Here is a 25,618-nt window from a genome sequence, read left to right as displayed (position 1 = left end):
ACCCTCTTGCATCTTCCTGCATCCATACGACATGACTCCACGCCCAAGAATCGCCATGGTGCTCGGCGACCCCGCCGGCATCGGCCCCGAGCTGATCGCGAAGCTGCTTGCCGACCCCGCCGCCAGGCAGGCCGACATCCTGTTGATTGCCGACCGCGATGAATGGCGCCACGGCATGCAGGTAGCCGGCATCAATCCCGATGTGCGCGAAACCGATGCGCCCGCCTTTGCTGGCAACGATGCCGACGGCGCCCCGCGCCTTTACCACTGGCAGCCCGAAGGCAAGCCGGCCTACCCGCGTGGCGCCGCCAGCGCCGAGGGCGGCCGCTACAGCCTCGGCACGCTGGCTATCGCGCTGGCACTGGCGCAGTCCGGCCAGGCCGACGCGATCCTGTTCGGGCCGCTCAACAAGAGCTCGCTGCATGCCGCGGGCATGGGCCACAACGATGAATTGCACTGGTTCGCGGAGAAGCTCGGCTACCACGGCGCCTTCTGCGAGTTCAATGTGCTCGACGGGCTGTGGACATCGCGCGTGACATCGCACGTGGCCCTCAAGGATGTGCCCGCGATGATCACCCGCGACAGCGTGGGCGCCGCCATCGGCCTGATCGACAAGGCCTTGCGCGACGCCGGCATTGCGCGGCCGCGCATCGGCGTCTGCGGCCTCAATCCGCATAACGGCGACAACGGCGCCTTTGGCCGCGAGGAGATCGATTTCATCGCCCCGGCCATCGCCGCCGCGCAGGCCAGCGGCATGGCGGTGGACGGCCCCTTCCCGGCCGACACCATCTTCCTCAAGGTGCAAGGCGGCGCGGCCGAGCGGCAGTTCGACGCCATCGTCACCATGTATCACGACCAGGGCCAGATCGGCATCAAGCTGATGGGCTTCTCGCGCGGCGTCACCGTGCAGGGCGGCCTGCCGGTGCCGATCACCACGCCGGCCCACGGCACCGCCTTCGATATCACGCAGCAGGGCCGCGCGAACCTGGGCGCCACGCTGCAGGCATTCCACCTGGCCTGCCAGATGGGGGCGCAGCGCCGTGCCGCTGGCTAGGCGCGGCGGGCACGCTCCTTAGCGGGCGGGCGCCGCGCCGGCGCCGCATCGACGCAAGACATGACAAAGACGGCCCTCGATCCGGCCGGGGATGCGTGCGCGTGTACCTGTCAGGAGCGGACCCCGCGCATCCGGATCCGCGGCCGGAGCCTGAACCTGAAGCCTGAACCTGAACCTGAACCCGAACCCATCAGCACCAAAGAAGGAGCCACATCATGAAGATCACCAATGTCCGCGCCCGCGTCTTCGAATGGAAGGGCAAGACCGTGCCGCCGCAGGCGCACTTCTGCACCAATGCCACCGACATCCTGTTCGAGCGCGGCGATGCGATGGGCTCGTTCCGCTTCCACGGCTGGCTGGTGGTGGAGGTGGAGACCGATACCGGACTGGTTGGCATCGGCAACTGCGCACTCGCGCCGCGCGTGGCCAAGCAGATCGTGGACCAGTACCTGGCGCCCATCGTGATTGGCCAGGATCCGTTCGACAACGAATACCTGTGGCAGAAGATGTACCGGCGCACGCACGCGTGGGGCCGCAAGGGTATCGGCATGGCGGCGATCTCGGCGGTGGACATCGCGCTGTGGGACCTGATGGGCAAGGCGGTCGGCAAGCCTGTGTTCAAGCTGCTGGGCGGGCGCACCAAGGAAGCCATCTGGTGCTACGCCTCCAAGCTCTACAACAACGATGACCGCGACGCCTTCCTCGGCGAGGCGCAGCGCTACCTGGACCAGGGCTTCACGGCCATGAAGATGCGCTTCGGCTACGGCCCCAAGGATGGCGCCGCCGGCATGCAGAAGAACCTGGAGCAAGTGCGCCTGCTGCGCGAACTGGTGGGCGACAAGGTTGACATCATGCTGGAGTGCTACATGGGCTGGACGCTCGAGTACGCGCGCCGCATGCTGCCGCGCCTGGCCGAGTTCAACCCGCGCTGGCTGGAGGAGCCGGTCATCGCCGACGACATCGAAGGCTACGCCGAGCTGAAGAAAATGAGCCCCTTCCCCATCTCCGGCGGCGAGCACGAGTTCACCTCGTACGGCTTCAAGGACCTGCTGGAACGCCGCGCGGTGGACGTGATCCAGTACGACACCAACCGCGTGGGCGGCATCACGGCGGCACAGAAAATCAACGCCATGGCCGAGGCGTGGTCGGTGCCGGTCATCCCGCATGCCGGGCAGATGCACAACTACCACCTGACCATGGCCTCGACCGCTTCGCCGATGGCGGAATTCTTCCCGGTGCACGACGTGGAAGTCGGCAACGAGCTGTTCTACTACATCTTCAAGGGCGAACCCGCTCCCGACAGGGGCTACCTGCAGCTCGACGACAACCTGCCGGGCCTGGGGCTGACGCTCAACGAGGCCGGCTTCGGCGAGTTCGAGATCATCGGGTAAGGCTCCGCCGCCACTCAGCAGATAGCGTGAGGCACGGCCGCTTGCTGCCTCACGCGATATACGAGACCTTGGGCAGCGGGAAGGTCTCCCGTACCAGTGCCGCGCGCCGGGTCACCTTGTCGCAGGACAGTTCCAGGTGCTCGCGCAACAGATCGGCCGCTTTCTGCGGCGCGCCGTCGGCAGCGGCCTGCAGCACGGCGATGTGCTCGGACATGAACGGGTCGGCGTCCGGCATCGGCATGGCTACGCCCAGCACGTGCTTGCTCAGCGTGAGAATGCAGCGCGTGCGCTGTAGGCTGCTCAGCAGTTCCTTGTTGGGGCACTGGGACAGTAGCTGCACGTGCAGGTCGTGCTCGAGCTTGTCCATGGCGGTGCGGTTGACCTGCGGGTAGACGCGCTGCACCTTGTTCAGCTCCGCGATCATGGCCTGGATCTCGGCATTGTCGGCATGCCCGATGGCCCCGCGCAGCGCGGCGGGCTCCACCAGCGAGCGCAGTTCGTAGAGATCGTGGATGCGCTGCGCGTCCAGCGGGGTGATGACCCAGCGCAGGCGTTCGTCCTTTTCCAGGATGCCCAGGCTTTCCAGGCGCAGCAGCACGTCGCGCACCACGGTCCGGCCGACGTTGAAATGGCGGGCCAGCTCCACTTCGTTGACGCGGTAGCGGCCAAACACCGAGAGGTGCACCAGGTCGCGCTCCACCTCGTCGTAGATCAGTTCCCAGCCCAGCGTCTTGCGCGCGACATCGGGCGCGCTCTCCACGCCCAGCATCGCCGGGTCCAGGGCGATGCGCCGGGGTGCCGTGCCGGCGGGCCCGGCCACGAAGCCGCGGCCTTCGAAACGACTGACCAGCCCGTCGGCCTCCAGCTCGCGCAGCGCCTGGCGCACCGGCGAGCGCGTGGAGCGCAGTATCTCCGCGAGGTGTCCTTCGAGCAACACGGTGCCTTGCGCCAGCGTCCCCTCCACGATGGCCTTGCGCAGCAGTTCGACCATGACGGCATAGATCGGCGCATGCCTAAACCCGTCCTCGGTGTCCTGCGTGGGCGCGAAGGGGGCGGCGCGTTTGTCTTGGCGCGTTGCCGTCGATGGACTCGGCACGTTGTCTCCGGTTCTGTAGCTGGTATGGATGGTTCGGCGCGCTCATGTCCGCAAGAACACCTGCATGAGCACCTGCAAGAACACCTGCATGAGCACTGCCTGTGCGCCAGGCATAAGTATCGGCTATCTGGCTGGCGCCCAGTATCAGGCTGCACACGGAGAGATGATACACGGGTAAGCCCGAATATTGACCATTGCCGGCAATCGTCATATATTGGGACCCATGCCGGATCGCCAACGCGGATCCGAACCCGCAAAGAACGAGAGACAGGGCGCCGGGCAAACCGGCGTCACCAACAAAAGAGCGCATCCCCGATGGACTACCAGTTCGATTTCAGCTTCCTGTCCGCCAACTGGCGCGACCTGCTCGACGGGGTCTGGCTGACCTTGCGCATGTCGGTCGCCACCATCGTGTTCGGCTTTGTGCTGGGGACGGCGCTGGCGGTGGTGCGCACCGAGGGCCCGGCCTGGGCGCGCCGCTGCGTGACGGCCTATGTGGATGTGATTCGCAATACGCCGCTGGTGATCCAGGCCTTCTGGCTGTTCTTCGGGCTGGCGGCGGTGCATGTGCGCGTGCCGGCCATGGTGGCGGCGGTCCTGGCGCTGGTGGTCAATGTGTCGGCCTACACCACGGAGATCGTGCGCGCGGGGATCGAGTCGGTACCGCGCGGGCAGCTGGAGGCGGCCTCGTGCCTGGGGCTATCGCGCTGGCAGATGATGCGCCTGGTGGTACTGCCGCAGGCGGTGGAGCGCATGTACCCGGCGCTGATCAGCCAGTTCGTGCTGATGATGCTGGCTACCTCGATCATGTCGCAGATCTCGGCCGAAGAGCTCACCGCGGCGGGCTATCGCATCCAGTCGGAGACCTTCCGCGGCTTCGAGATCTACATCGTCATCGCGGTGGTGTACCTGGCGCTGTCGTGGCTGCTGCGGCTGTCGATGGCCGGCGTGGGCGCCGTGGCCTTCACGCGCCGCCGGCGCCTGAAGACACCGCTCTGATCCTCCCCTTCCCCCTTCCCTCTTCCTTCTTCCCCTTCTACTTTCGACGCGGAGCCAAGCATCATGTCCAGCCTTTCCCTGGATCAAGTCTTGTTCATCCTGCGCGGCGCGGGCTGGACCTTGCTGCTGTCCGCCATGGGCTTTTTCGGTGGCGCGCTGGTCGGCCTGCCGCTGGCTCTCGCGCGCAGCCGCGGCGGGCGCGTGCTGCGCACCGTGACGGGTGCCTTCGTGCAGCTCGTGCAGGGCGTGCCGCTGCCGGTGATCATGTTCGTGGTGTACTTCGGCATCAGCGTGGGCGGCTTTGACCTGCCCGCGCTGGTGGCCGCCGGCATCGCCATGACGGCATATTCCAGCGCCTACCTGGCCGAGATCTGGAAGGGCTGCATCCAGGCCGTGCCACGCACCCAGTGGGAAGCCGCCGAGTGCCTGGCGCTCACGCCGCTGCAACGCGTGGTGTACGTGATCCTGCCGCAGGCCGCGCGCATCGCGGTGGCACCGACGGTGGGCTTCCTGGTGCAGATCGTGAAGAACTCTTCGTACGCGGTGGTGATCGGCTTCTTCGACCTGACCTACTCGGCACGGGTGGTGAACAACTCCACCTTCGAGCCCTTCGTGGTGTTCTCGATCGCGGCCGCCCTCTACTTCGCCATCTGCTATCCGCTGTCGTCGCTGTCGTACCGGCTGGAGCGCCGCTTCAAGCGGGTGTGAGCCTGCGAGGACCAAAGAAATCATGGAGACAAGCATGGAAGATATCGTCCGCTTCGACAAGGTGAGCAAATCCTTCGGGCAGGTGGAGATCCTCAAGGGCGTAAGTTTCTCGGTGCGCGCCGGGGAGGTGGTGGCGCTGATCGGCCGCAGCGGTTCGGGCAAGAGCACTGCCCTGCGCTGCATCAACGGGCTGGAGCGCGTGAGCGGTGGCGCGCTGCATGTATGCGGGCACGCCATGCACGACGGCGATGTGCCGCTGGGCGAGCTGCGCAAGGAAGTCGGCATCGTCTTCCAGAGCTACAACCTGTTCCCGCATCTCACCGTGGAAGAGAACGTCATGCTGGCGCCGCGCAAGGTCAAGGGCGTGGGCAAGAAAGAAGCGCGCGAACTGGCCATGCACGTGCTCAAGCAAGTGGGCATGGAAGAGCGCGCCAGCTACTACCCGGAGCAACTGTCCGGCGGACAGCAGCAGCGCGTGGCGATTGCCCGTTCGCTGGCGATGCAGCCGCGCCTGATGCTGTTCGACGAAGTCACCTCGGCGCTGGACCCTGAACTCACCGGCGAGGTGCTCAAGGTGATCGAGCGCCTGGCGCAAGACGGCATGACCATGGTGCTGGTCACGCACGAGATGGCCTTCGCACGGTCGGTGGCAGACCAGATCATGTTCATGCACCAGGGCATCGTCTGGGAAGGCGGCAGCGGCAAGCTGCTGGACCAGCCCGCCACGCCGGAACTCAAGCAGTTTGTCGGCAACGGCCTCTGATTCCCGCTTCGCAGAGCCCGAGCCTTTCAACGAAAACCACACGGAGACACCCCATGCACATCAACCGCCGCCTTCTCGGCTCGTTCGCCGCCCTGCTGCTCGCGGGCGCATCGGCCAGCGCCTGGTCCGATACGCTCGACACCATCAAGCAACGCAAGAAGATCCTGGTTGCCGTGGATATCGGCGCCCCGCCCTACGGCATGCTCGACAGCCAGGCCAAGCAAAGCGGCTCGGACGTGGACACGGCCCGCCTGCTGGCCAAGGACCTCGGCGTGGAACTGGAGATCGTGCCCGTGACCGGCCCCAACCGCGTGCCCTACCTGCTGACCAAGAAGGCCGACGTGGTGCTGGCCTCGTTCTCGGTAACGGACGAGCGCAAGAAGGTCATCGACTTCTCCGAACCCTACGGCGTGGTGCCGGTGGTGGTGGGCGGCCCGGCGCAAGCCAAGCTGAAATCGTTCCCCGAGCTGTCCGGCAAGACCATCGCGGTCACGCGCGGCACCACGGCCGACCAGGAACTGACCCGCGGCGCCAAGGAAATCAGCGGCGTGAACATCGTGCGCTACGAAGACGACGCCACCACCAACACCGCGGTATCCACCGGCCAGCAGGACTACCTTGCCGCGGCCATCAGCGTGATTCCGGTGGTCAAGAAGAGCAACCCCACGCGCGACCTGGAAATCAAGTTCGTGATGAAGGCCTATCCGTATGCCATCGGCGTGCGCAAGGGCGACACCGCGCTCAAGGGCTGGCTCGACACCTGGGTCAAGACCAACCTGAAGAACGGCAAGATCAACACGATCTACAAGCAGTATTTCGGCATCGCGCTGCCTGAAGAGATGCTCAAGTAAGAGACGCAACCACGGCGCAGGTCACCCTGGCGCGCAATCCAACCGCGAGTAGCCATTCCATGAGCACAGACACCCTTGCAGCAGCCCCCGCCGAAGTTCCGCGCACGTCGCGCACCATCCGGCTGCATGCCGATGACGATGTCGTCATCGCGCGTGACCAGATGGTCGCCGGCACCACGGTCGCGGAAGAAGGCGTGACCGTGATCGGCCTGATCCCGCCCGGCCACAAGATCGCCACGCGCGCCATCGCGAGCGGCGAGGCCGTGCGCCGCTACGGCCAGATCATCGGCTTTGCGAGCCAGGACATCCGCGCCGGCCAGCACGTGCACACGCATAACCTGGCGATGGGCGATTTCACGCGGGACTATGCCTACAGCGCCGAGGCCCGCACGGTGCAGGCCGAAGCGGTTCCCGCCACCTTCGACGGCATCGTGCGCGCCGACGGCAGCGTGGCCACGCGCAACTACATCGGCATCCTGACCTCGGTGAATTGCTCGGCCACCGTGGCACGCGCCATCGCGGATCGCTTCCGGCGCGATATCCATGCGGAGGCGCTGGCGGACTATCCCAATGTGGATGGCGTGGTCGCGCTCACGCATGGCGTGGGCTGCGCCGTGGATCCGCAGGGCGAAGGGCTGGCGGTATTGCAGCGCACGCTCGGCGGCTATGCCTGCCACCCGAACTTTGCCAGCGTACTGGTGATCGGCCTGGGCTGCGAGACCAACCAGATCTCCGCGCTGCTGGCCACGCAGGGACTCACCCACAGCGCGCGCCTGCAGACCTTCACCATCCAGGACACCGGCGGCACCACCAAGACCATTGCCCACGGGATCGAACTGATCAAGGCGATGCTGCCCGCGGCCAATGCCGTGGAACGCCAGCCGGTACCCGCGAGCCATCTGGTGGTGGGGCTGCAGTGCGGCGGCTCGGATGGCTACTCCGGCATCTCGGCCAATCCGGTGCTGGGCGCGGCGGTGGACCTGCTGGTGCGTCACGGCGGCACCGCCATCCTGTCGGAGACGCCGGAGATCTATGGCGCCGAGCACCTGTTGACGCGGCGCGCGCAAACGCCGGAGATCGGCCAGAAGCTGGTGGCGCGCATCCGCTGGTGGGAAGCCTATTGCGAGCGCCACGGCGCCAGCATGGACAACAACCCTTCCGCCGGCAACAAGGCGGGCGGCCTGACCACCGTGCTGGAAAAGTCGCTGGGCGGCATCGCCAAGGGCGGCTCCACCAATCTCGCCGAAGTGTACGAGTACGCGCAACCGGTGCGGGCACGCGGGCTGGTCTTCATGGACACGCCCGGCTACGACCCCATCTCCGCCACCGGGCAGGTGGCCGGCGGCGCCAACCTGATCTGCTTCACCACCGGCCGCGGCTCGGCCTACGGCTGCGCGCCCTCGCCGTCGGTGAAGCTCGCCACCAACACCGCCCTGTGGCAACGCCAGTCCGACGACATGGACCTCAACTGCGGCGCGGTACTGGACGGCAGCGCCACCATTGCCGGGCTGGGCGCGGAGCTGTTCCGGCTGATGCTGGATACCGCTTCGGGCAAACGCTCGCGCAGCGAGCTGCATGGGTACGGGCAGAACGAGTTCGTACCCTGGCAGCTGGGTGCGATTACCTGAGGGGCGACCCCCGGGGCGATCACCTGAGCCGGGCCAGCGCGCCACCGGGCACCGACCCCCGGCTCGGCGCCACTCCAGCACCAGCGCCACCTCGAACGCCCCGCCGGGATGCTTCCACGGCGCCGAACGGCGCCTTGTTCTGGCTAGGCAGTCTGCCCTGAGTCCTGGCCGGCGCCCTGCTCCCGCAGCCGCATCTTGAGCACCTTGCCGGTTGGATTGCGCGGCAACGCCCCCACCACGCGCAGTTCACGCGGCAGCTTGTACCGCGCCAGCCGGGGTTCGGCAAAGTCTTGTAGCGCTTCGAGCGTCAGGCTGAGCCCGGGCTTGAGCGCCACCACGGCCACCACATGCTCGCCCCAGCGCGGGTCGGGCGCGCCGATCACAGCGACTTCGGCGATGGCCGGGTGTTCGTACAGCACGCTTTCCACTTCGGCCGGGTAGACATTCTCGCCGCCGCTGATGACCATGTCCTTGAGGCGGTCGCAGATGTAGTAGAAGCCTTCCTCATCTGCGTAGCCGATGTCGCCGGTGCGGAACCAGCCGCCGTCGTAGAAGGCGCCGGCGGTGGCGTCGGGGCGGTTCCAGTAGCCTTTCATGATGTTGCCGCCGCGCGCGCAGACTTCGCCGCGCTGGTGAGGCTGCGTGACGGACCTGCCGTCGAAGTCGCGGATGCAGACTTCGGTGAGGATGGCCGGGGTGCCGCACGAGCCCAGCTTGTCGCGCGCGCGCTCGGGCGCGAGAAAGGTGGTGGCGGCAGCGGTCTCGGTCAGGCCGTAGCCCTGGTTGACGGGGATGCCGCGCGCGGAGAACAGGCGCAGCAGGGGCTCGGGCATGGGGGCGCCGCCTACCGAAATACTGCGCAGGCTGGAGAGATCGGCCCGCTCGAAGTCCGGGTGCTGGCTGACGAACAGCAGCATGGCAGGCACCGCGAAGCTGAGCGTCACGCGGTGCTCGGCCACGGCCTGCATCACGCTGCCGGGGTCGAAGCTGCGTTGCAGGACCAGGTGGCCGCCGGCCATCAGGATCGGCAAGGTCACGCAGCACATGCCGCCGACATGGAACAACGGGGCGAAGTTGAGCGCGACATCGGTGCTGGCGATGTCGCTCATCATCATGACGTTGAGGTTGTTGGACCAGAAGTTGCCGTGCGTGAGCATGGCGCCCTTGGGGTGGCCGGTGGTGCCGGATGTGTACATGATGGCGGCCACGTCGTCCGGGTGGGTGGCGGCCAGCGGGGGCGCCGCGGCGGCCCGCGCCATGAGGGCGTCCAGCCCTTCCCAGCCGGGTGCCGGGCCGCGCCGCAGGTAGCGCTGGCATTCCAGCCTGGGGCGGATTTCGTCGATCAGGCCGGCATAATCTTCGTCGGCGAACAGGGTGTGGACACCGGCATCGTTGAGGATGAAGGCCAGTTCCGGCCCGGTGAGCCGGAAATTGAGCGGCACGAAGATGGCGCCGAGCCAGCCGCAGGCGAACTGCGTGACCAGGAACAGCGGATCGTTCAGCCCCAGGTAGCCCACGCGCTGGCCCGGGCGCACGCCGCCGGCGGCCAGTACGGCGGCCATCTGCCCGGCCTTGATCACCAGCTCGCCATAGCTCCAGGTCTGGCCGGCGCCGGTGAGCGCGGGCCGCTGCGGCCCGCGGGCGGCGCGGCGGCACAGCCATTGGGCCATGCCCAGGGCCAGCAGGCCGGCGCTGTCGCCGGCCGCCGAGGATGGTTTTACCGACATGGCTTGTCCCGCTACGGCGTTTCCCATACGCGATTCCCCTGTCTCACAAGTTGCCGGCTGGCGCCGGTGTCATCATTTGCCCGTCCAGACCGGCTTGCGCTTCTCGTTGAAGGCAGCCAGCCCCTCGCGCGCGTCTTCGGTCATCGCCAGCAGCGCGATCTGGCTTTCGGTGTAGGCAATGCCTTCGCTAAAGCTCATCGACGCCATGGCCTGCATGGCGTACTTGCCGCGCCGGATGGCGGTGGGCGACTTGTCTGCCACGCGCGCCACCAGCCAGTCGGTGCGGGCGTCCAGCTCGGCGGACGCGGCGAGATGGTTGACCAGGCCGGCAGCCTTGGCCTCGGCGGCGGTGAACGGCTCGCCGCTGATACACCATTCGCGCACCAGGCGCGGCGGCGCCAGTGCCTGGAGCAGGCTGAGCACCTGCATGGGAAACACGCCGACCTTGACTTCGGGCAGGCCGAACAGCGCGTTGTCGGCCGCCACCGCCATGTCGGTCATGCACAGCAGGCCGATGCCGCCGGCCATGCAGGTGCCATTGATGCGGGCGATGCTGGGCAGCGTGGCTTGCTGGGCTTCGCGCAACATGTCGGCGTAGTCCAGGTTGGGTTGCGACAGGTCGAATGCAAAGCCCTTGCCGGGCTGCAGGTCGGCGCCGGCGCAGAAGGCCTTGTCGCCGGCGCCGGTCAGCACGATGGCGCGCACCGACGGGTCGGCATGCGCGGCGCGGTAGCCGGCGCGGATGCCGGCGATCACGTCCTTGTTGAGGGCGTTGCGCTTGTCGGGGCGGTTGATGGTGATCCAGAAGGCGGCGCCGCGTTTCTCGTGGACGACGGCCGGGTTGTCTGCTTCGCTCATGTAAGGGTTCCTGGTGATGGCGGCGTTCAGGCGGCCCGGGCCTGGACCTGGGCCTCGAACTCGATTTCGGCAATCACGCGCATGGCGGCGGCCTGGTCGCCTATCTGCACGTGCACGGCGCCGACGCGGCCGGCGGCCGGGGCGACGTGGATGTGCTCCATCTTCATGGCTTCCAGCGTGACCATGGGCTGGCCGGCTTCGACGCGGTCGCCGGTGGCCACCATGACATTGACCACGCGGCCGTTCATGGAAGCACGCAGCTTGCCGTCGCCGGCGGCATCGCCGGCACGTTCGGCCGCGGCGCGGGTGTGGTCTTCCACCCGCAGCGGCTGGCCCTGGTACTGCAGCAGCAAGGTGTTGCCGTCGCGGTGGCAGACCGCGCTTTCTACCAGGCCGTCGCAACTGAAACGCACGGTGTGCTCGCCGAGGGCGATGGTTTCGAAGGCAAAGCGGGCTTGGCCCAAGGCGACTTCGAAGCGGTTGCCGCCCCGGAACGCCAGGCTGGCCTGGTACTCCGTGCCTGCCACGCGGTAGCGCAGGCCGATGGGCAGCGCCGGGGCCAGGCTGGCCGACGGCACACCGCTTGCGCGGCCGGGCGCGGTCTCGTACAGCAGCAGCGCCGCCAGCGCGGCTGCCCGCTCGTTCTGCGCGGCATCGGGGCGCAGCAGCGCATCCTGGTGCTGGCCGATAAAGGCGGTGGTGGCCTGGCCGGCGGCAAACGCCGGATGCGCCAGGCAGCGGCCCAGGAAGGCCTGGTTGGTGGTGACGCCCAGCGCCACCAGGTCTTCCAGCCCGCGCGCCAGCCGGCGGCGGGCTTCTTCGCGGTCCGCGCCGTGGCTGACCAGCTTGGCGATCATGGAGTCGTAGTACGGTGGAATGGCCGCGCCGCCGCACAGCGCATGCTCCACGCGCAGCGCGGGCGGGGGCTGCCACAGCGCCACGGTGCCGCTCTGGGGCATGAAGCCCTGCTGCGCGTCTTCGGCACACAGCCGTACCTCGATGGCGTGGCCGGTGAAACGCACGTCTTGCTGCGCCAGCGGCAGCGGCTCGCCGGCGGCGATGCGCAGTTGCAGCGCCACCAGGTCCAGCCCGGTGATGGCTTCCGTGACCGGATGCTCCACCTGCAGCCGCGTGTTCATCTCCATGAAGTAGTAGTTGCCATCGCGGTCGAGCAGGAATTCCAGCGTGCCGGCGCCTTCGTAGCCGATGGCCTTGACGGCGGCCACGGCGGTGGCGCCCATGCGCGCGCGCAGCTCCGGGCTCACGGCGGGCGACGGGGCCTCTTCGATCAGTTTCTGGTGGCGGCGCTGCACGGAGCAATCGCGCTCGCCCAGGTGGATGGCGTTGCCGTAGCGGTCGGCCAGGACCTGGATCTCGATATGGCGCGGTTCGATCACGGCGCGCTCGAGGATGACCTCGGGGTCGCCGAAGGCGCCTTGCGCTTCCGAGCGGGCGCTGCGCAGCAGCTCGGGGAAGGACCTGGCATCCGGCACCAGCCGCATGCCCCGCCCGCCGCCGCCGGCGGTGGCCTTGATCATGACGGGGAAGCCGATGCGCCCGGCTTCGGCGCACAGCCGCGCCTCGTCCTGGTCTTCGCCCTGGTAGCCGGGAATGCATGGCACGTCCGCCGCCATCATCAGCCGCTTGGCGCCGGCCTTGTTTCCCATGGCCACGATGGATTCGGCCGACGGGCCGATAAAGACCAGCCCGGCCTCGCGGCAGGCGCGCGCGAAGGCGGCGTTCTCGGCCAGGAAGCCGTAGCCGGGGTGCACGGCGTCGGCGCCGGTGCGTCGCGCGGCGTCGATGATGGCTTCGATGCGCAGGTAGGATTGCGCCGGCGCGGCCTCGCCGATGTGCACGGCCTGGTCGGCCTCGGCCACGTGGCGGGCGCCGGCGTCGGCGCTGGAGTAGACCGCCACCGTGCGGTAGCCGAGCGCGGCCGCGCTGCGCATCACGCGCAAGGCGATCTCGCCGCGGTTGGCGATCAGGATCTTGTGGAATGGCGTGGACTGCTTCATGTTGCCCCGGTGTGGAGGTTGTTCTGTTCGGTCTGCCCTGCCAGCGATCACTTCCCTTGCGGGAAGGTGCCCATGAACTTGCACAGGATCTGCAGCATGACTTCGTCCGCGCCGCCGCCGATGGAGGTCAGCCGCCCGTCCCGGAAAATCCGCGAGACCGGGCTTTCCAGCACATAGCCCATGCCGCCCCAGAACTGCAGGCTGCGGTCGGATACCTCGCGCACCAGACGGCCGGCCTTGAGCTTGGCCATGGTGGCCAGGCGCGTGGCATCCTCGCCGCGCACCATCATTGCCACGGCGCGCCAGCACAGCGCGTGCAATGCTTCCACCTCGGTCTGCAGCTCGGCCAGCGTGTAGTGCACCCACTGGTTGTCGAGGATCGAGCGGCCGAAGGCCTTGCGCTCGCGGGTGTATTCGATGGTGAGGTTGATGGCCTTCTGGCACACGCCGCAGGTGTTCAGCGCGCCCCAAAGGCGCTCCACCTGGAACTGCTCCATCTGGTAGGTGAAGCCCATGCCTTCCTCGCCGATGCGCCAGCGCTGCGGCACGCGCACGTCGTCGAAGTAGAGCTGCGCGGTGTCGGAGGAGTCCATGCCGATCTTGCGGATCTTCTTGGCCACCGACACGCCGCGCGTCTTCATGGGCACCACGATGAGGGTCTTGTTGCGGTGGGGCGCGCCTTCCGAGGTGTTGGCCAGCACGCAGCAGAAGTCTGCCTGGGTGCCGTTGGTGGTCCACATCTTGCCGCCGTTGATGATGTAGTCGCCGCCGTCGCGGCGGGCGGTGGTCTTGATGGAGGCCACGTCGGAGCCGCTGCCGACCTCGGACACGCCCAGGCAGGCCACGTACTCGCCGCTGATGGCGGGCGCGAGGAATTCGCGCCGCAGTTCCTCGTTGCCGTGGTGGGCCAGCGCGGGGGTGGCCATGTCGGTCTGCACGCCGATGGCCATCGGCACGCCGCCGCAGTTGATGTCGGCCAGGGTCTCGGCCAGCACGGCGCTGTAGGAATAGTCCAGGCCGGCACCGCCGTCGGCTTCCGGCTTGGACAAGCCGAGCAGGCCCAGCGCGCCCATCTTGCGGAAGACTTCATGCGCAGGGAAAGTCTCGGCCTCTTCCCAGGCGTCCACGTGCGGGTTGACCTGCTCGGCGATAAAGCGCTTGATGGTGGCGCGCAGCGCCTCGTGTTCGGGAGTCAGTTGCATATCGCTGGTCTCGCTGGTGTCGGTTGTTCCGGATTGATCTGCTGGCGCGCGGCTCAGGGGCGCGCCACGGCAAACTGCATCGGCTGCGGCGTGCGGGCGTCGCCCTCGCGGCAGATGGCCAGCACGTTGGCCAGCACGGCGCGCGTATTGCGTGGGTCGATCACGCCGTCGTCCAGCACGTGGGCGCTGGTGACGAACACGCTCATCTGGCGGTCGAAGCGTTCGACGATGCCTTTTTGCAGCGCTTCGAGCTGTGCTGTGTCTATCTCCCCGCCTTTGCGCTTCATGGCGGCCTCGGTGACGATGGCCATGGTGCGCGCGGCTTGCTCGCCGCCCATCACGGCGGTCTTGGCGTTGGGCCAGGAGAAACAGAAGCGCGGGTGGAAGCCGCGCCCGCACATGCCGTAGTTGCCGGCGCCGAAGGACGCACCGCAGTAGATGGTGATCTGCGGCACGGTGGCGTTGCTGACCGCCTGGATCATCTTGGAGCCGTGCTTGATGATGCCGTCTTCCTCGTAGCTGCGGCCCACAATGAAGCCGGTGGTGTTGTTCAGGTAGAGGATGGGCGTGCGCGACTGGCAGCAGGCCTGGATGAAGTGGGTCGCCTTGGTGGCGCCGGCCGGGTCGATGGGGCCGTTGTTGGTGATGATGCCGAGCGGCCAGCCCTCGATCCGCACGTGGCCGCACACGGTGGCGCCACCATAGTTCTCGCCGAACTCGAGGAAGTCGGAGTCATCGGCAATGCGCGCGATGACCTCTTTCATGTCCACGGGCCGCTTGTGGTCCATCGGCATCAGGCCCAGCAGTTCCTCGGCGTCGTAGCGCGGCGGCTTGAAGGCGCGCGCGGCGCTCTGTCCGTGCTGCCAGTCGATCTTGCCGAGGATCTCGCGGGCGATGCGCAGCGCGTCGCGGTCGTCCTCGGCCAGGTAGTCGCCCAGGCCGGACACGGTGGTGTGCATGACCGCGCCGCCCAGTTCTTCCTCGGTGGCCACCTCGCCGGTGGCCGCCATCAGCAACGGCGGGCCGGCCAGGAAGGCGCGCGAGCGGCCGCGCACCATGATGATGTAGTCCGACAGGCCGGTCTGGTAGGCGCCGCCCGCCGTGGACGAGCCGTGCGTCACAGTGACCACCGGCAGCCCGGCCGCGGACAGGCGCGCCAGGTTGCGGAACAGGTTGCCGCCGCGGATGAAGTCTTCGACCTTGTAGGTCATCAGGTTGGCACCGGCGCTTTCCACCAGTTGCACGTAGGGCAGCTTGTTTTCCAGCGCGATTTCCTGCACGCGCAGTTGCTTGTCCAGCCCCTTGGGCTGCAAGGCGCCGGCGTTGATGCCCGAGTCCGAAGCGCTGATCACGCAGCGGATGCCCGAGACAAAGCCGATGCCGGCGATCAGCCCGCCGCCCGGCACGCTCTTGTCGAGGTCCGGATTATCCAGGCCGAGACCGGCCAGCGAGCATAGTTCGATGAACGGCGCGCCCGGGTCGAGCAGCAGCGCCAGCCGCTCGCGCGGCAGCAGCTGGCCGCGCTTCTCGAAGCGCTCGCGCGAAGCGGCGGAGGTGTCGGCGGCACGGCGCTCGAAGGCACGGATGCGTTCCAGCAGCGCCAGCATGCCGCTGCGGTTGGCCTGGAATGCTTCGCTGCCGCCTGAAATTCTGGATTCGATATGGGCCATGGACTTGTGAAATTGACTGTCCGGGGCTGGTGCGCGCCGGCTTGAAACCATGGTAGGGGCGGCGCTGGCCGGGGTCTTGCGAGAACTGGCTGTGCTGAGCGCGCCGCGGGCGCGTGCTCAGTCCGCCCGCAATGTGACCCGGCACTTGGGCAGCAAGGCGCCGGGCGCGTAGGACAGCTTGGTCTGGCGGAAGTTGTCCAGCCCCATGTCCTGCTCGAAGTTCAGCCACGCCACCGGCCGCGCGAAGGCCGCGCAGAAGTGGTGGAACATGTACTGGTAGATGCCCTTGTAAGCACCGAGCCCCTTGGCGAAGCGCATGGCGAACACGGCCGGACGGATTTCCTGCGCCAGCACGAAGCCGACCGGCAGGCCATCCACTTCGTAGAGGAAACCTTCCAGCCCGAGYACGCCGGCATGGCGCAGGGCTTCCAGGCATGGCGTGTCGTCGGCCTCGCCTTCGGCCTTGTGCCTGGCCTGCATCCAGCGCCGGTGGACGGACATGGCCTGCTCGGCCAGCCCCGCGTGATACGGGCGCGCGGTGACCGCGTGCGCGGCCAGCAACTGCTTCATCAGGTTGCGCTTCTTGGCCAGCGTGGTGCCGCGGTAGGCGGTGAAATTCGCTGCCGGGTAGAGATAGTCGGCGTCGGCGCGCTCGTCCGTCCAGCGGAACACGGCCGGATCGAGCCGTGCCACCTGCGCCGTGGATAGCGGATAGAAGCAATCGTGCCCGCGCAGCAGCGCGCGCAGCACGGCGTGCGGTGTGCCTTCGAGCGCAAACAGCGGCAGGACATGACGCACGCCGTCATAGGTCACGCCGCTGATATGCGGGTAGTCGCCCGCCACGAAGCGGTAGTCGTGCGCCTGCCGGAACAGGTAGAGATTGGCGAAGGCATGCTCGGACAGGCAGGTCTCGCCGGGATCGACGCTGAGCGCGCGCAGGGCCGCGTCGATGCCGGCGCCCTGCCCGATGGCCAGCGGCGCCCCGGCCGGCGTGGCCAGCGCTACGGCGGGGCCGTTCACCCGGCCTGCGCCGCGCGCACCACGCGCGTGCCGGCGGCCGGGCCGTTGGCCGGCGGGCCGGCGAAGCACTGGGCCTGGGCCAGCCACATCTGCGCCGGGCCGGGGCTGTAGGCCAGCGTGGTGTCGTCCAGGTGGCGCCGCTGCGTGACCAGCAGGCAGAAATCCTCGGCGCTGCCGCGCACGAAGTTGTCCGGCTGCGGCTCGTTCCAGGTCCAGGTGGCGCCGTCCGGCGAGGTCAGCGCGACGTAAGGCGCCGGCCCCGGCACCGGCTCGCCACGGTTGACGAAGGTCCAGCCGTAGGTGGTGGCGCCGATATGCGCGATATGGCGCAACCGCCCGCTGGGCTGGCGTATGCGGCCCACGGTATCCCACACATCCTGTCCGTGGGCCCAGGTTTCCATCAGCCGCGCCGTGGCGAAGCTGCGCGCGCTCATCGGCGGGCCGTACCAGGGCAGGCGCGCCTTGGGGTCGAGGGCGGCCAGCGTGCCGACCAGCTGTTCGTAGACCGGTTGCCAATACGCCAGCAGCGCCGGGCCGTCCAGGTGACCGTACTGCTCGCGCGCCACCGCGCTGATATGGCCACCGGCGGCCATCAGGGCATTGAGCACTTCGGCGCCGCGCAGGAAGGCTGCTGGGTCGGTGGCGGACTGCAGCGCGGTCTGGTCGAAATAGCACAGGTGGGCGATCTCGTCCCAGGCGCTCCAGCCGTAGAAGGCGCCGGGCTGGCGCCACTGCGCCGGGGTCAGGGTGGCGGCCAGGGCATGCAGCTCGCGGTATTCGGCGAGCAGGTCCTCGCAGGTGTCTTTCATGGGCAGGTCTGGTCTGGTTGGGGTCGGTCGCGTGTGGGCTGCGCAGGCTGCGCGGAGGCGGCAATCGCTTCGATTCTGTGCCCCCGGCGCGCCGGCAGTCTTGCGCTAAGTGGTCGCGGCGGCGGTGGCGCTTTACCCCGCCCGCCGCATATATGCACAAGCTAATTCATTATTTCCCAAAATACAGCCCCGCACTTATATTCGAAGGTTTTCGCCGGCCGGCGCCGAGCCGCCGCGGCCTCTCCCATCTTCGCCGTCGGAGCATTGCCTTGAGTCACGTCCTTACGCTGGGCGACACCCTTTCCTGGCCCGCGCGCTACCTGCCGCGCAAGACCGCGCTGATCGCCGGCACGGGCGACAGCCGCCGCGCCTGGACCTATGCGGAACTGGACGCCGAGGTCAACCGCCACGCCCACGCGCTGCTGTCCATCGGCATCGGCCACGGCGACGTGGTGGCGGCCTTCCTCTACAACACGCCGGCCTTCGTCTTCACCATGCTGGCGGCGGCCCGGGTGGGCGCGATCTTCAATCCCGTCAACTACCGGCTGGCGGCGCAGGAACTGGCCTTCATCCTGGAAGATGGCAAGGCGCGTGCCCTGCTGTTCGAGGCCGAAGGCGCGGCCGTGGCGCAGAAGGCGGCCGAACTGACGCCGGGCACCGCGCACTGGATCTATGCGGACCCCGATGCCGCGCCGGCCTTCGCCACGCACCGGCTGGACTCGCTGGCCGCCGCGCAGCCGGCCCATGCGCCGGGCATCGCGGTGGACGAGAACGATCCCTGCATCCTGATGTACACCAGCGGCACCACGGGCCGCCCCAAGGGCGTGCTGCACACCCACCGCAGCAAGCTGGCGCACAACGCGATGATGCACCAGGTGATGACGCTCTCACGCGAGGACGTAGGCTTGTCGGTCGCGCCGCTCAACCACACGGCCGAGCTGCACACCAGCTTCCTGCCGCGCCTGCACCTGGGCGCCACGCAGGTGCTGCTGCGGCGCTTCGACGCCGGCGAAGCGTGGGAGCTGGTGGAGCGGGAAAAGGTCACGCACTTCTTCGCCGCGCCGACCATGATCACCATGATGCTGCACCACCCCGACATCGGCACCCGCGATGTGTCCTCGCTGCGGCTGGTCGAGTACGGCGGCGCATCGATGGCGCCCCACCTGATCCGCGAATGGGACCGCACTGTGGGCGCCGGGCTGGTGCAGGTCTACGGCACCACCGAGATGGGGCCGTGCATGTCGGTGCTCTACCCGCATGAACAGCTCAGCCACGCCGGCTCGGCCGGCCTGCCGTCGCTCAACCACGACCTGGTGGTGGCGGCCCTGCGCGACGACGGCGCGCCCACCGATCCGTCCCAGCCGTGCGCACCCGGCGAAGTCGGCGAGATCCTGGTGCGCGGCCCCTGCATGATGGCCGGCTACCTGAACCGCCCCGACGCCAACGCGCGCGCCCTCGCCCACGGCTGGTACCACACCGGCGACCTGGGCAGCCTGGACGAAGACGGCTACCTGTGGGTGCGCGACCGGATCGACTACATGATCAACTCGGGCGCCGAGAACGTGTATCCGCGCGAAGTCGAGGATGCGCTGATCGAGCACCCCGCCGTGCTGGAAGTCGCCGTGATCGGCGAGCCCGACGAGACCTGGGGCCACATTGTCACGGCCCACGTGGTGGCCAAGCCGGGCGCCGAACTCAGCGCCGGCGTGCTTGACGACTTCCTGGTGCACGGCGACCGCCTGGCCGCCTACAAGCGTCCGCGCCGCTACTACCTGGTGGAGGCGCTGCCCAAGACGACGAGCGGCAAGATTCAGAAGCACTTGTTGCGCAAAGAGAGGTCGGCGTCACAATGACAGGCGCGACGACACCACGGAAACTGTTTCCATGACAGGATCCGACAGAAACCAAACCACGACTGCTGTCGGCCACAAACTCATCGCCTAGCGAAAATCGGAAAGGGAGACCCGATTTATCGATCGTTTTTGGCGCTTGCGATAAGAAGGCCTAACAAAATGACTTCCTGAGGTGACGCCAACAAATGATACAACAGGCGATTTTCAGGAAGGCTTCGTGAATGGTGGCGAGGCGCTCGGAGCGCACCCTCAATCTCTTCCCCTCCAGAAGTTCGTGCGCAAAAAATTAAGAATATTTAAATTAAAAAATATTTAGTGCATTACCCATTGATATACCTGAAAAATACACATTTGATTCTTCATTTTTTTGAACAAAAAAAATGCCCCTCAGAATCGAGGCTACATCGTAACCGGACAACATCAAAGACCCGTCCAATACCGCTCGGAATAAATCAATAAGGTCCATTTCAAACAGTTCTATGTCCGGCTCAAAAATTGAGGCGGATGTTGCCATGGCGTCATCGACAATTGCAACGAAGCTATATCCCACATTAGTGTGAGTGGACGGATTAACGATCATTTTTCCGGTTGAAAGTGGTGGCGCCAAGGGAAAGAGGCCAGTCTCCTCTCGTAACTCCCGGACTGCCGCGGCATCCGGGGTTTCGCCCTTGTCAATTAGTCCACCTGGAAGTCCGATCAAGACATCCCCATACCCGTGTCGATATTCACGAATGAGCAATACTCGCCCTTTCTTTGTGAGTGGCATAATATTTACCCAGTCTGCGCCACTTATTACATAGTACGGGTCAATTATCGATCCATCATGACGCTGACATCGATGTTGCGATAGATGCAACCACTGATCTCTAACCAACTCTTTTTTTTCAAGAATGCGCCACTTATTTATCATCCTTACCTCCGATTAAGTTATTAATTAAATCGCCATAAAGCCCCATCATTCCAGCAAATTTAATTCCGTAAATTCTGGCGTTACAATATTTTTAACCCACCCATCGATCTGGTTTTTTGAATTACGAATTTCTCAACCCGTAATTTTTCTACTGCTTTTTGTATATTTATTTTTAATATGGAGATAAAAACTTAATAATTGTCGACGTGCATTTTCAAAACGGGATGTACTTAAATATCAACCGTAGAGGCACGTACGTGGCTACTCAAGCGGAAATTTCCTAACATTGGTAGCGATATTTCACCGATTACTAGATGACACGGCCTCGATCAGGCAAAATATGATGAGCGCTATGTTTCTGTGGATATGGATGAGCGCCTGCTGATGGCGAACTTGACGTCTGCAAACATCACCCACAGGAGTGGCGGTTGGAGCCAATGCCCTGGCGACGCGTTGACCGGGATTGGGATCTGTTTGCAGATGGCCCGTCCGACTGCCGCACGTTAGCGGACAGCCGCGACACTCGACCTCGTCGTGCAAGTGGGGCGACGTCACGAGATCAGATCGGCTTCGCAGTGCTACACCGGGCTGGCGGAACGCATCGGCCACGTCAAAATGCTGCCCGTAGTCCCCGACCAGACGGCGCAGCCAATCACATCCAATCGAAGGTACGCATCGAACAAGATCTGAGCAGACTCCTTAATCCACAAGAGCTAAGTGTTGCAACGACGTTCTACAGGTGAGGCTACAGAGCTAGTGACGCTGCGGCGAGCACTGCCGACCGAATGGCTCCGCTTGGCATTGAGCCATCGTGCTTTGCCTTCGTTTGCTTGCCGGGGTACGGTAGGTGTCCGATTGTCAGACCTTGAACCGCGGCGGCCTCGCCGCCCGCAACTGACGGCCTCTCGCCGGCCCGGGCCGCGCCGACCGCAACGTCTCCGTCTCCCCTGCGGCGCGACTTTCCAGCCGCTGCCGGTATTCGGCCAGCATCCCCTCCTGCTGCCGCAGGCGCTCCTCCAGCACTGCCATCGCATTGCCCAGCCGCGTAGCCTCCCCGGCCTGACGCGCGGCTGCTTCCGCCGCTTCGGCCAGTTTCTGCTGCGCCGCGCGGCGCTCGTTCTCCTGCTGCCGCTGCCCTTCCTTGAGCGCCACGCGCGCAGCGTCCAGTTCCAGCGCCATGCGGCGCTCGTTGGCGCTGGCGCGTTCGGCCATGGTCTCGCGCTCCTTGTCCCAGGCGGCGCGCTGGCCGGCGGCTTCGGCCAGCAAGGCGTCTTTCTGCTGCTGGGCTTGCAGCAGGCGGCCGCGCAGCGTGTCGTTGTCCGCTTGCTGCGCCACTAGTTGCGCTTCGGCGCGTGCCGCCCGCTCAGTGGCTTCGTCGCGGGCGCGGGCCAGTTCGGCGAGCGCGCTGTCCGCGGCGTCGAGCCGGGCTTCGAGCACCGCGCGTTCCTGCGCCAATTCCTCCTGTTTCTCCCCCAACGCTTCCTGTGCGGCCCGCAGCGCGGCTTCGCGTTCCGCGAAGCCGGCGGCGGCGGCGGCCCGCGCTTCGGCCTGCGCCGCTTCCCACAGATAGCGCGCGGCCTGGTTCACCGGGTCCGGCAGGCTGGCCGGCGCCGCGAATGCCTGCGGGTCCTGCAGCCGTGCGCCGAGTCCCGCGAACCACGCATCCAGGTGCGGGCTGACCGTATTGGGCGAACCGCGGCCCAGATGCAGCCGGATGCGTTCGATGGTCGGGCGCTGCCCCGCCAGTAGCAAGGCATCGGCGGCCTGCCAGACGTCTTCGCGGGTAATGGCCCGGGAACGGGAGGAAGCGGGGAAATCGGCGTTTTGCATGGTTCGGGCAATCGGATTAACGGCTTTGGCAACACACATCAAATAAGGCTCGATAAGGAATAGTTATCGCGCCTTATCTTGTCTTCATGTATAATTTAATACAGCAGACATCATATTTATTATGATACATCGAGAAACGCCGCCTCGCCTTGGCGGAACCCCTGAAAACCCGCCAGATATCGCCCCTGAAAACCTGCCCGACGGTGGGCGGGGCCGCGTCGACCCTTCTTTCAGCCCTGCCCATGCCGATTTCCCCGCGCCGCTCCGCCCGTCAGAACTCGATCCGCCCGGCCGCCAGGCCGCAGAAGCGCTGTACCGGGAAGGCGAATCCGTCAACACGGTGGCCAGCTATCGTTCCGCCCTACGGTACTGGGCGGGCTGGTTCGCCCTGCGCTACGGTCAGCCGATCGCTCTTCCCTTGCAGCCGGCGGTCGTCATCCAGTTCCTGGTAGACCACGCCACGCGCAGTACGCCGCAAGGTCCCGTGAGTGAACTGCCGGCGGCCATCGATGCCGCACTGGTCGCGCGCGGGCTCAAGGCCCGCACCGGGCCACCCGCGCTGGCCACCTTGACGCACCGGCTGGCGGTGATCGCCAAGGCGCACCATCTGGAGGGTGCCGCCAACCCCTGCGCGGATCCGGCCGTGCGCGAGCTGCTGTCGCGCACGCGGCGCGCCTATGCCAGGCGCGGCGAGCGCCCGGCACGCAAGGCGGCACTGACGCGCGAGCCGCTGGCCCGCCTGCTGGCAACCTGTGACGACTCGCTGATCGGCCTGCGCGATCGCGCGCTGCTGCTGTTCGCCTGGTCCAGCGGTGGCCGGCGGCGTTCGGAAGTGGCCGGGGCCACCCTGGCCAACCTCACACGGCTGGCGCCGGGCGAATTCGTCTATGAACTGGGGTGGTCGAAGACCAACCAGTCCGGGGCCGACCTGCCGGATAACGCCAAGCCGGTGATCGGCGCGGCCGGCGCCGCGCTCGAAGCGTGGCTGCATGCGGCCGCGCTGAGCGAAGGCGCGATCTTCCGGCGCGTGCGCCGCGGCGGGCATGTGGGCGAAGGGCTGTCCGCGGCCGCCGTGCGCAAGATCGTCAAGCAGCGCTGCGAGCAGGCAGGAGTGGAGGGAGATTTTTCGGCGCACTCGCTGCGCTCGGGCTTCGTGACCGAGGCGGCGGCGCGCCAGGTGCCGCTGGCGGAAACCATGGCCATGACGGGCCATACCAGCGTCGCCACGCTGGTGCGCTACTTCCGCGCGGCGGATGCGCGGCGCTCGGCGGCAGCGGACCTGATCGGCAACGTCGGGGACGGCGAGGCTTAGGGCCTCCACGGCGCGGTGCGCCTGCCCGGTCACCTCGGGACTGGACAAGCCGCGCCGGCCGCACAAGAATGCCGACTTGGCCACACGCGGGAATCCGGCGCAGCGCCGATGCCTTGGCCACCCGACCCACCGACAGTGCCCGCCCGGGCGCCATCCACAGGAGATCTGCATGCGGCACTGGCTCATTCTGCTTGTCCTGGGCGTTTGCACCGGGCTCGCACATGCCGGCAAATGCGTCAACGGCGACAAGACGCTCTATTCGGATACGGCCTGCCCGCCGGGCTGGCGGGCCGCCGCGCTGGGCGGCAACCTGTCGCGCATCAGTCCCGAGCCGGAGACGGACGCGGCCAACCAACAGTTCCTGCGCAAGCGCGAGGCCGAGGAGCGCGAGTACCAGGCGCGCCTGGTACGCGAGCAGAACGACCTGGCACGCTCCGAGATCAACCAGTGCTATATGCTGGCCAGCCAGATGCGCCAGCTGGAATCCGACTACGCCGCGCGCCAGCGTGCACGGCTGCCCGAGGTGGAGAACTATCGGGCGCGCAACCGCTACCTGCGTGACCAGATGGCGCGGCTGCGCTGCTGAGCAGCCCGCGCGTGCGGTGCCGGATGTCCATTTGAAGGCGGTGATTGATTACAATCTGCGGCTGCCAGGCCGATATCATCCGCTTCTATGCCGGCTGCCCGCTGGCGGTGGCCAACGGCAGCAAGCTGGGCACCTTGTGCCTGATCGACGTGCAGCCGCGCGAGTTTGGCGAAGATGACCGCGCCCTGCTGCGCGACCTGGCGCGCATGGCCGAGCAGGAACTCGCCGCCCTGCAGCTCGCCACCATGGACGAACTCACGCTGCTGTCCAACCGCCGCGGCTTCTCCGCGCTGGCCCAGCACGCGCTCAACGTCTGCACGCGCCTGGAAAAGCCCGCCACGCTGCTGTTCTTCGACATGGACGGCTTCAAGGCCATCAACGACCGCTTCGGCCATGCCGAGGGCGACCGCGCGCTCAATGCTTTCGCCGCCGAACTGCGCCATTGCCTGCGCGACTCCGACGTGATCGGCCGCCTGGGCGGCGACGAATTCGTGGCGCTGCTGACCAGCACCGACGCGGCCGCCTGCGAGGCCACGCTGAGCCGGCTGCGGGCGGGCGTGGCCGCGCAGAACCTGCAGGCCGCGCGCGGCTATGACATCGAGTTCAGCGTGGGCTCCATCGTCTTCGATGCGGGCCGGCACAACGGCATCGCCGCGCTGCTGGGCGAGGCCGACACAGCGATGTATGCGAACAAGGCGCTGCGCAAGGCCGCACGGCGCTGACCGCCGGCCCGCGGGCGCCAGGTCCTACCACAGTGCGCGCCGTGCTGGATGCCTCGGCTGCATCACTGTGTCGGGACTGCCTCGCTCTCTTCATGCCCCTCCCGCCGGGCAGGCAGCCCTGCCTATACTGGCATGCGGGCCGCACGGCCGCTAGCAACGGAGAAGGGATATGCCGAACGAACAATTCCTCGCCAAGCAGGAAGACCGCCGCAGCGGGCTACGCGCATTGCGCGCCGCGCTGCTCAAGGTGCACAAGGAGGTGATTGCGCTGGGCCGCGTGGAGTACGAGCGCCTGCACGGCCCGATCCCTGCCGGCCTGTTCGTGCAGGTTGTGACCGAGGAGACGTATTTTCGCTGGCTCGATCCGCTCTCGCGCCTGATCATCGAGATCGACGAGGAACTGGATGCGCCCGAGCATCACGACGAAACCTGCCGCGCCGTGGCCGCCGCCACCGAAAAACTGTTTGGCGCGCAAGGCGAGCCCGTCTTTCGCGACCGCTACCAGCAGGCCCTGCAGGACGAATCCGGCGTGATCGTTGCCCACGGGCAACTGATGAAGGTCATCGGCCAGCTGCGCACGCTGGCCTGAGGGGGCCGGGCACGGCCCCCGC

At 66.9% G+C, this 25,618-nt stretch carries 22 protein-coding genes and 1 pseudogene; 12 read left to right on the top strand and 11 right to left on the bottom strand.

Going from position 1 to position 25,618, the window contains the following annotated elements; all coding sequences use genetic code 11:
- Nucleotides 1-31 precede the first annotated feature (31 nt).
- Both AB4Z48_RS15435 and AB4Z48_RS15430 read left to right on the top strand, forming a co-directional pair.
- Entirely contained in the window at nt 32-1,054 is a 1,023-nt protein-coding gene (locus AB4Z48_RS15435; protein ID WP_441615348.1) for a 4-hydroxythreonine-4-phosphate dehydrogenase PdxA, read from the top strand.
- Nucleotides 1,055-1,269: 215 nt separating this feature from the next.
- A complete protein-coding gene (locus AB4Z48_RS15430) occupies nt 1,270-2,445 on the top strand; it encodes an L-rhamnonate dehydratase (protein WP_441615346.1) in 1,176 nt (391 codons plus the stop codon).
- Nucleotides 2,446-2,494: 49 nt separating this feature from the next.
- Here the strand turns inward: AB4Z48_RS15430 and AB4Z48_RS15425 are convergent, their stop codons facing one another.
- Nucleotides 2,495-3,541: a GntR family transcriptional regulator gene (locus tag AB4Z48_RS15425; RefSeq protein WP_441615344.1), complete on the bottom strand. Its 1,047-nt coding sequence runs from the start codon at nt 3,539-3,541 to the stop codon at nt 2,495-2,497.
- Nucleotides 3,542-3,856: 315 nt separating this feature from the next.
- On the opposite strand from AB4Z48_RS15425, the gene AB4Z48_RS15420 reads away from it, so the two are divergent.
- The 5 genes from AB4Z48_RS15420 (at nt 3,857) to AB4Z48_RS15400 (ending at nt 8,490) form a co-directional block, all read left to right on the top strand.
- The gene (locus AB4Z48_RS15420) at nt 3,857-4,540 is read left to right on the top strand and encodes an amino acid ABC transporter permease (protein WP_441615343.1); all 684 of its coding nucleotides are present in this window, start codon (nt 3,857-3,859) and stop codon (nt 4,538-4,540) included.
- Nucleotides 4,541-4,603: 63 nt separating this feature from the next.
- Entirely contained in the window at nt 4,604-5,248 is a 645-nt protein-coding gene (locus tag AB4Z48_RS15415; protein ID WP_441615341.1) for an amino acid ABC transporter permease, read from the top strand.
- A 34-nt stretch (nt 5,249-5,282) separates the two neighbouring features.
- Nucleotides 5,283-6,011, top strand: a complete 729-nt coding sequence (locus tag AB4Z48_RS15410) for an amino acid ABC transporter ATP-binding protein (protein WP_441615340.1) — start codon at nt 5,283-5,285, stop codon at nt 6,009-6,011.
- A gap of 53 nt (nt 6,012-6,064) precedes the next feature.
- Complete coding sequence (locus AB4Z48_RS15405) at nt 6,065-6,862, top strand: transporter substrate-binding domain-containing protein (RefSeq protein WP_441615338.1); 798 nt, start codon at nt 6,065-6,067, stop codon at nt 6,860-6,862.
- Nucleotides 6,863-6,921: 59 nt separating this feature from the next.
- Nucleotides 6,922-8,490: a UxaA family hydrolase gene (locus AB4Z48_RS15400; RefSeq protein WP_441615336.1), complete on the top strand. Its 1,569-nt coding sequence runs from the start codon at nt 6,922-6,924 to the stop codon at nt 8,488-8,490.
- Between the two features lie 143 nt (nt 8,491-8,633).
- Here AB4Z48_RS15400 and AB4Z48_RS15395 read toward each other — a convergent pair whose 3' ends face one another.
- From AB4Z48_RS15395 to AB4Z48_RS15365, 7 genes are all read right to left on the bottom strand, one after another.
- Nucleotides 8,634-10,244 carry an acyl-CoA synthetase gene (locus tag AB4Z48_RS15395; RefSeq protein WP_441615334.1) on the bottom strand — a complete coding sequence of 537 codons (1,611 nt, stop codon included), beginning with the start codon at nt 10,242-10,244 and terminating at the stop codon, nt 8,634-8,636.
- A 45-nt stretch (nt 10,245-10,289) separates the two neighbouring features.
- The gene (locus AB4Z48_RS15390; protein ID WP_441615332.1) at nt 10,290-11,075 is read right to left on the bottom strand and encodes an enoyl-CoA hydratase/isomerase family protein; all 786 of its coding nucleotides are present in this window, start codon (nt 11,073-11,075) and stop codon (nt 10,290-10,292) included.
- A gap of 26 nt (nt 11,076-11,101) precedes the next feature.
- A complete protein-coding gene (locus AB4Z48_RS15385) occupies nt 11,102-13,093 on the bottom strand; it encodes an acetyl/propionyl/methylcrotonyl-CoA carboxylase subunit alpha (protein ID WP_441615330.1) in 1,992 nt (663 codons plus the stop codon).
- A gap of 47 nt (nt 13,094-13,140) precedes the next feature.
- On the bottom strand, nt 13,141-14,295 hold the full coding sequence (locus AB4Z48_RS15380; protein WP_441615329.1) for an acyl-CoA dehydrogenase family protein: 1,155 nt from the start codon (nt 14,293-14,295) through the stop codon (nt 13,141-13,143).
- 53 nt (nt 14,296-14,348) lie between these two features.
- Complete coding sequence (locus AB4Z48_RS15375; protein WP_441615327.1) at nt 14,349-15,965, bottom strand: acyl-CoA carboxylase subunit beta; 1,617 nt, start codon at nt 15,963-15,965, stop codon at nt 14,349-14,351.
- Nucleotides 15,966-16,082: 117 nt separating this feature from the next.
- The gene (locus AB4Z48_RS15370; RefSeq protein WP_441615325.1) at nt 16,083-16,985 is read right to left on the bottom strand and encodes a phosphatidylglycerol lysyltransferase domain-containing protein; all 903 of its coding nucleotides are present in this window, start codon (nt 16,983-16,985) and stop codon (nt 16,083-16,085) included.
- On the bottom strand, nt 16,982-17,794 hold the full coding sequence (locus tag AB4Z48_RS15365) for a TIGR03084 family metal-binding protein (RefSeq protein WP_441615323.1): 813 nt from the start codon (nt 17,792-17,794) through the stop codon (nt 16,982-16,984). Before AB4Z48_RS15365 ends, AB4Z48_RS15370 begins: the two co-directional genes overlap by 4 nt.
- A gap of 269 nt (nt 17,795-18,063) precedes the next feature.
- On the opposite strand from AB4Z48_RS15365, the gene AB4Z48_RS15360 reads away from it, so the two are divergent.
- Nucleotides 18,064-19,647: a fatty acid--CoA ligase gene (locus AB4Z48_RS15360; RefSeq protein ID WP_441615322.1), complete on the top strand. Its 1,584-nt coding sequence runs from the start codon at nt 18,064-18,066 to the stop codon at nt 19,645-19,647.
- 151 nt (nt 19,648-19,798) lie between these two features.
- Here AB4Z48_RS15360 and AB4Z48_RS15355 read toward each other — a convergent pair.
- From AB4Z48_RS15355 to AB4Z48_RS15345, 3 genes and pseudogenes are all read right to left on the bottom strand, one after another.
- Nucleotides 19,799-19,906 (bottom strand): annotated as a pseudogene (locus AB4Z48_RS15355) (IS5/IS1182 family transposase); the annotation flags it as partial.
- A gap of 42 nt (nt 19,907-19,948) precedes the next feature.
- Nucleotides 19,949-20,557: an NUDIX hydrolase gene (locus AB4Z48_RS15350; RefSeq protein ID WP_441615320.1), complete on the bottom strand. Its 609-nt coding sequence runs from the start codon at nt 20,555-20,557 to the stop codon at nt 19,949-19,951.
- Between the two features lie 858 nt (nt 20,558-21,415).
- Complete coding sequence (locus tag AB4Z48_RS15345; RefSeq protein WP_441615319.1) at nt 21,416-22,387, bottom strand: DNA-binding protein; 972 nt, start codon at nt 22,385-22,387, stop codon at nt 21,416-21,418.
- 340 nt (nt 22,388-22,727) lie between these two features.
- Between AB4Z48_RS15345 and AB4Z48_RS15340 the strand changes: the two genes are divergently transcribed.
- The 4 genes from AB4Z48_RS15340 to AB4Z48_RS15325 all read left to right on the top strand — a co-directional run bounded on the left by AB4Z48_RS15340 (nt 22,728) and on the right by AB4Z48_RS15325 (nt 25,596).
- Nucleotides 22,728-23,699, top strand: coding sequence for a site-specific integrase (locus AB4Z48_RS15340; protein WP_441615317.1), 972 nt, complete (start codon nt 22,728-22,730; stop codon nt 23,697-23,699).
- Between the two features lie 169 nt (nt 23,700-23,868).
- Nucleotides 23,869-24,285 carry a hypothetical protein gene (locus AB4Z48_RS15335; protein WP_441615315.1) on the top strand — a complete coding sequence of 139 codons (417 nt, stop codon included), beginning with the start codon at nt 23,869-23,871 and terminating at the stop codon, nt 24,283-24,285.
- Nucleotides 24,286-24,329: 44 nt separating this feature from the next.
- Nucleotides 24,330-25,007: a sensor domain-containing diguanylate cyclase gene (locus AB4Z48_RS15330; RefSeq protein ID WP_441615313.1), complete on the top strand. Its 678-nt coding sequence runs from the start codon at nt 24,330-24,332 to the stop codon at nt 25,005-25,007.
- 169 nt (nt 25,008-25,176) lie between these two features.
- On the top strand, nt 25,177-25,596 hold the full coding sequence (locus AB4Z48_RS15325) for a hypothetical protein (RefSeq protein WP_441615311.1): 420 nt from the start codon (nt 25,177-25,179) through the stop codon (nt 25,594-25,596).
- Nucleotides 25,597-25,618 lie beyond the last annotated feature (22 nt).

Source organism: Cupriavidus sp. 2TAF22, assembly GCF_052115045.1.
GTDB lineage: Bacteria > Pseudomonadota > Gammaproteobacteria > Burkholderiales > Burkholderiaceae > Cupriavidus.
Note: the sequence above shows the minus strand (reverse complement) of the source record. Positions and strands in the feature narration are given on the sequence as shown.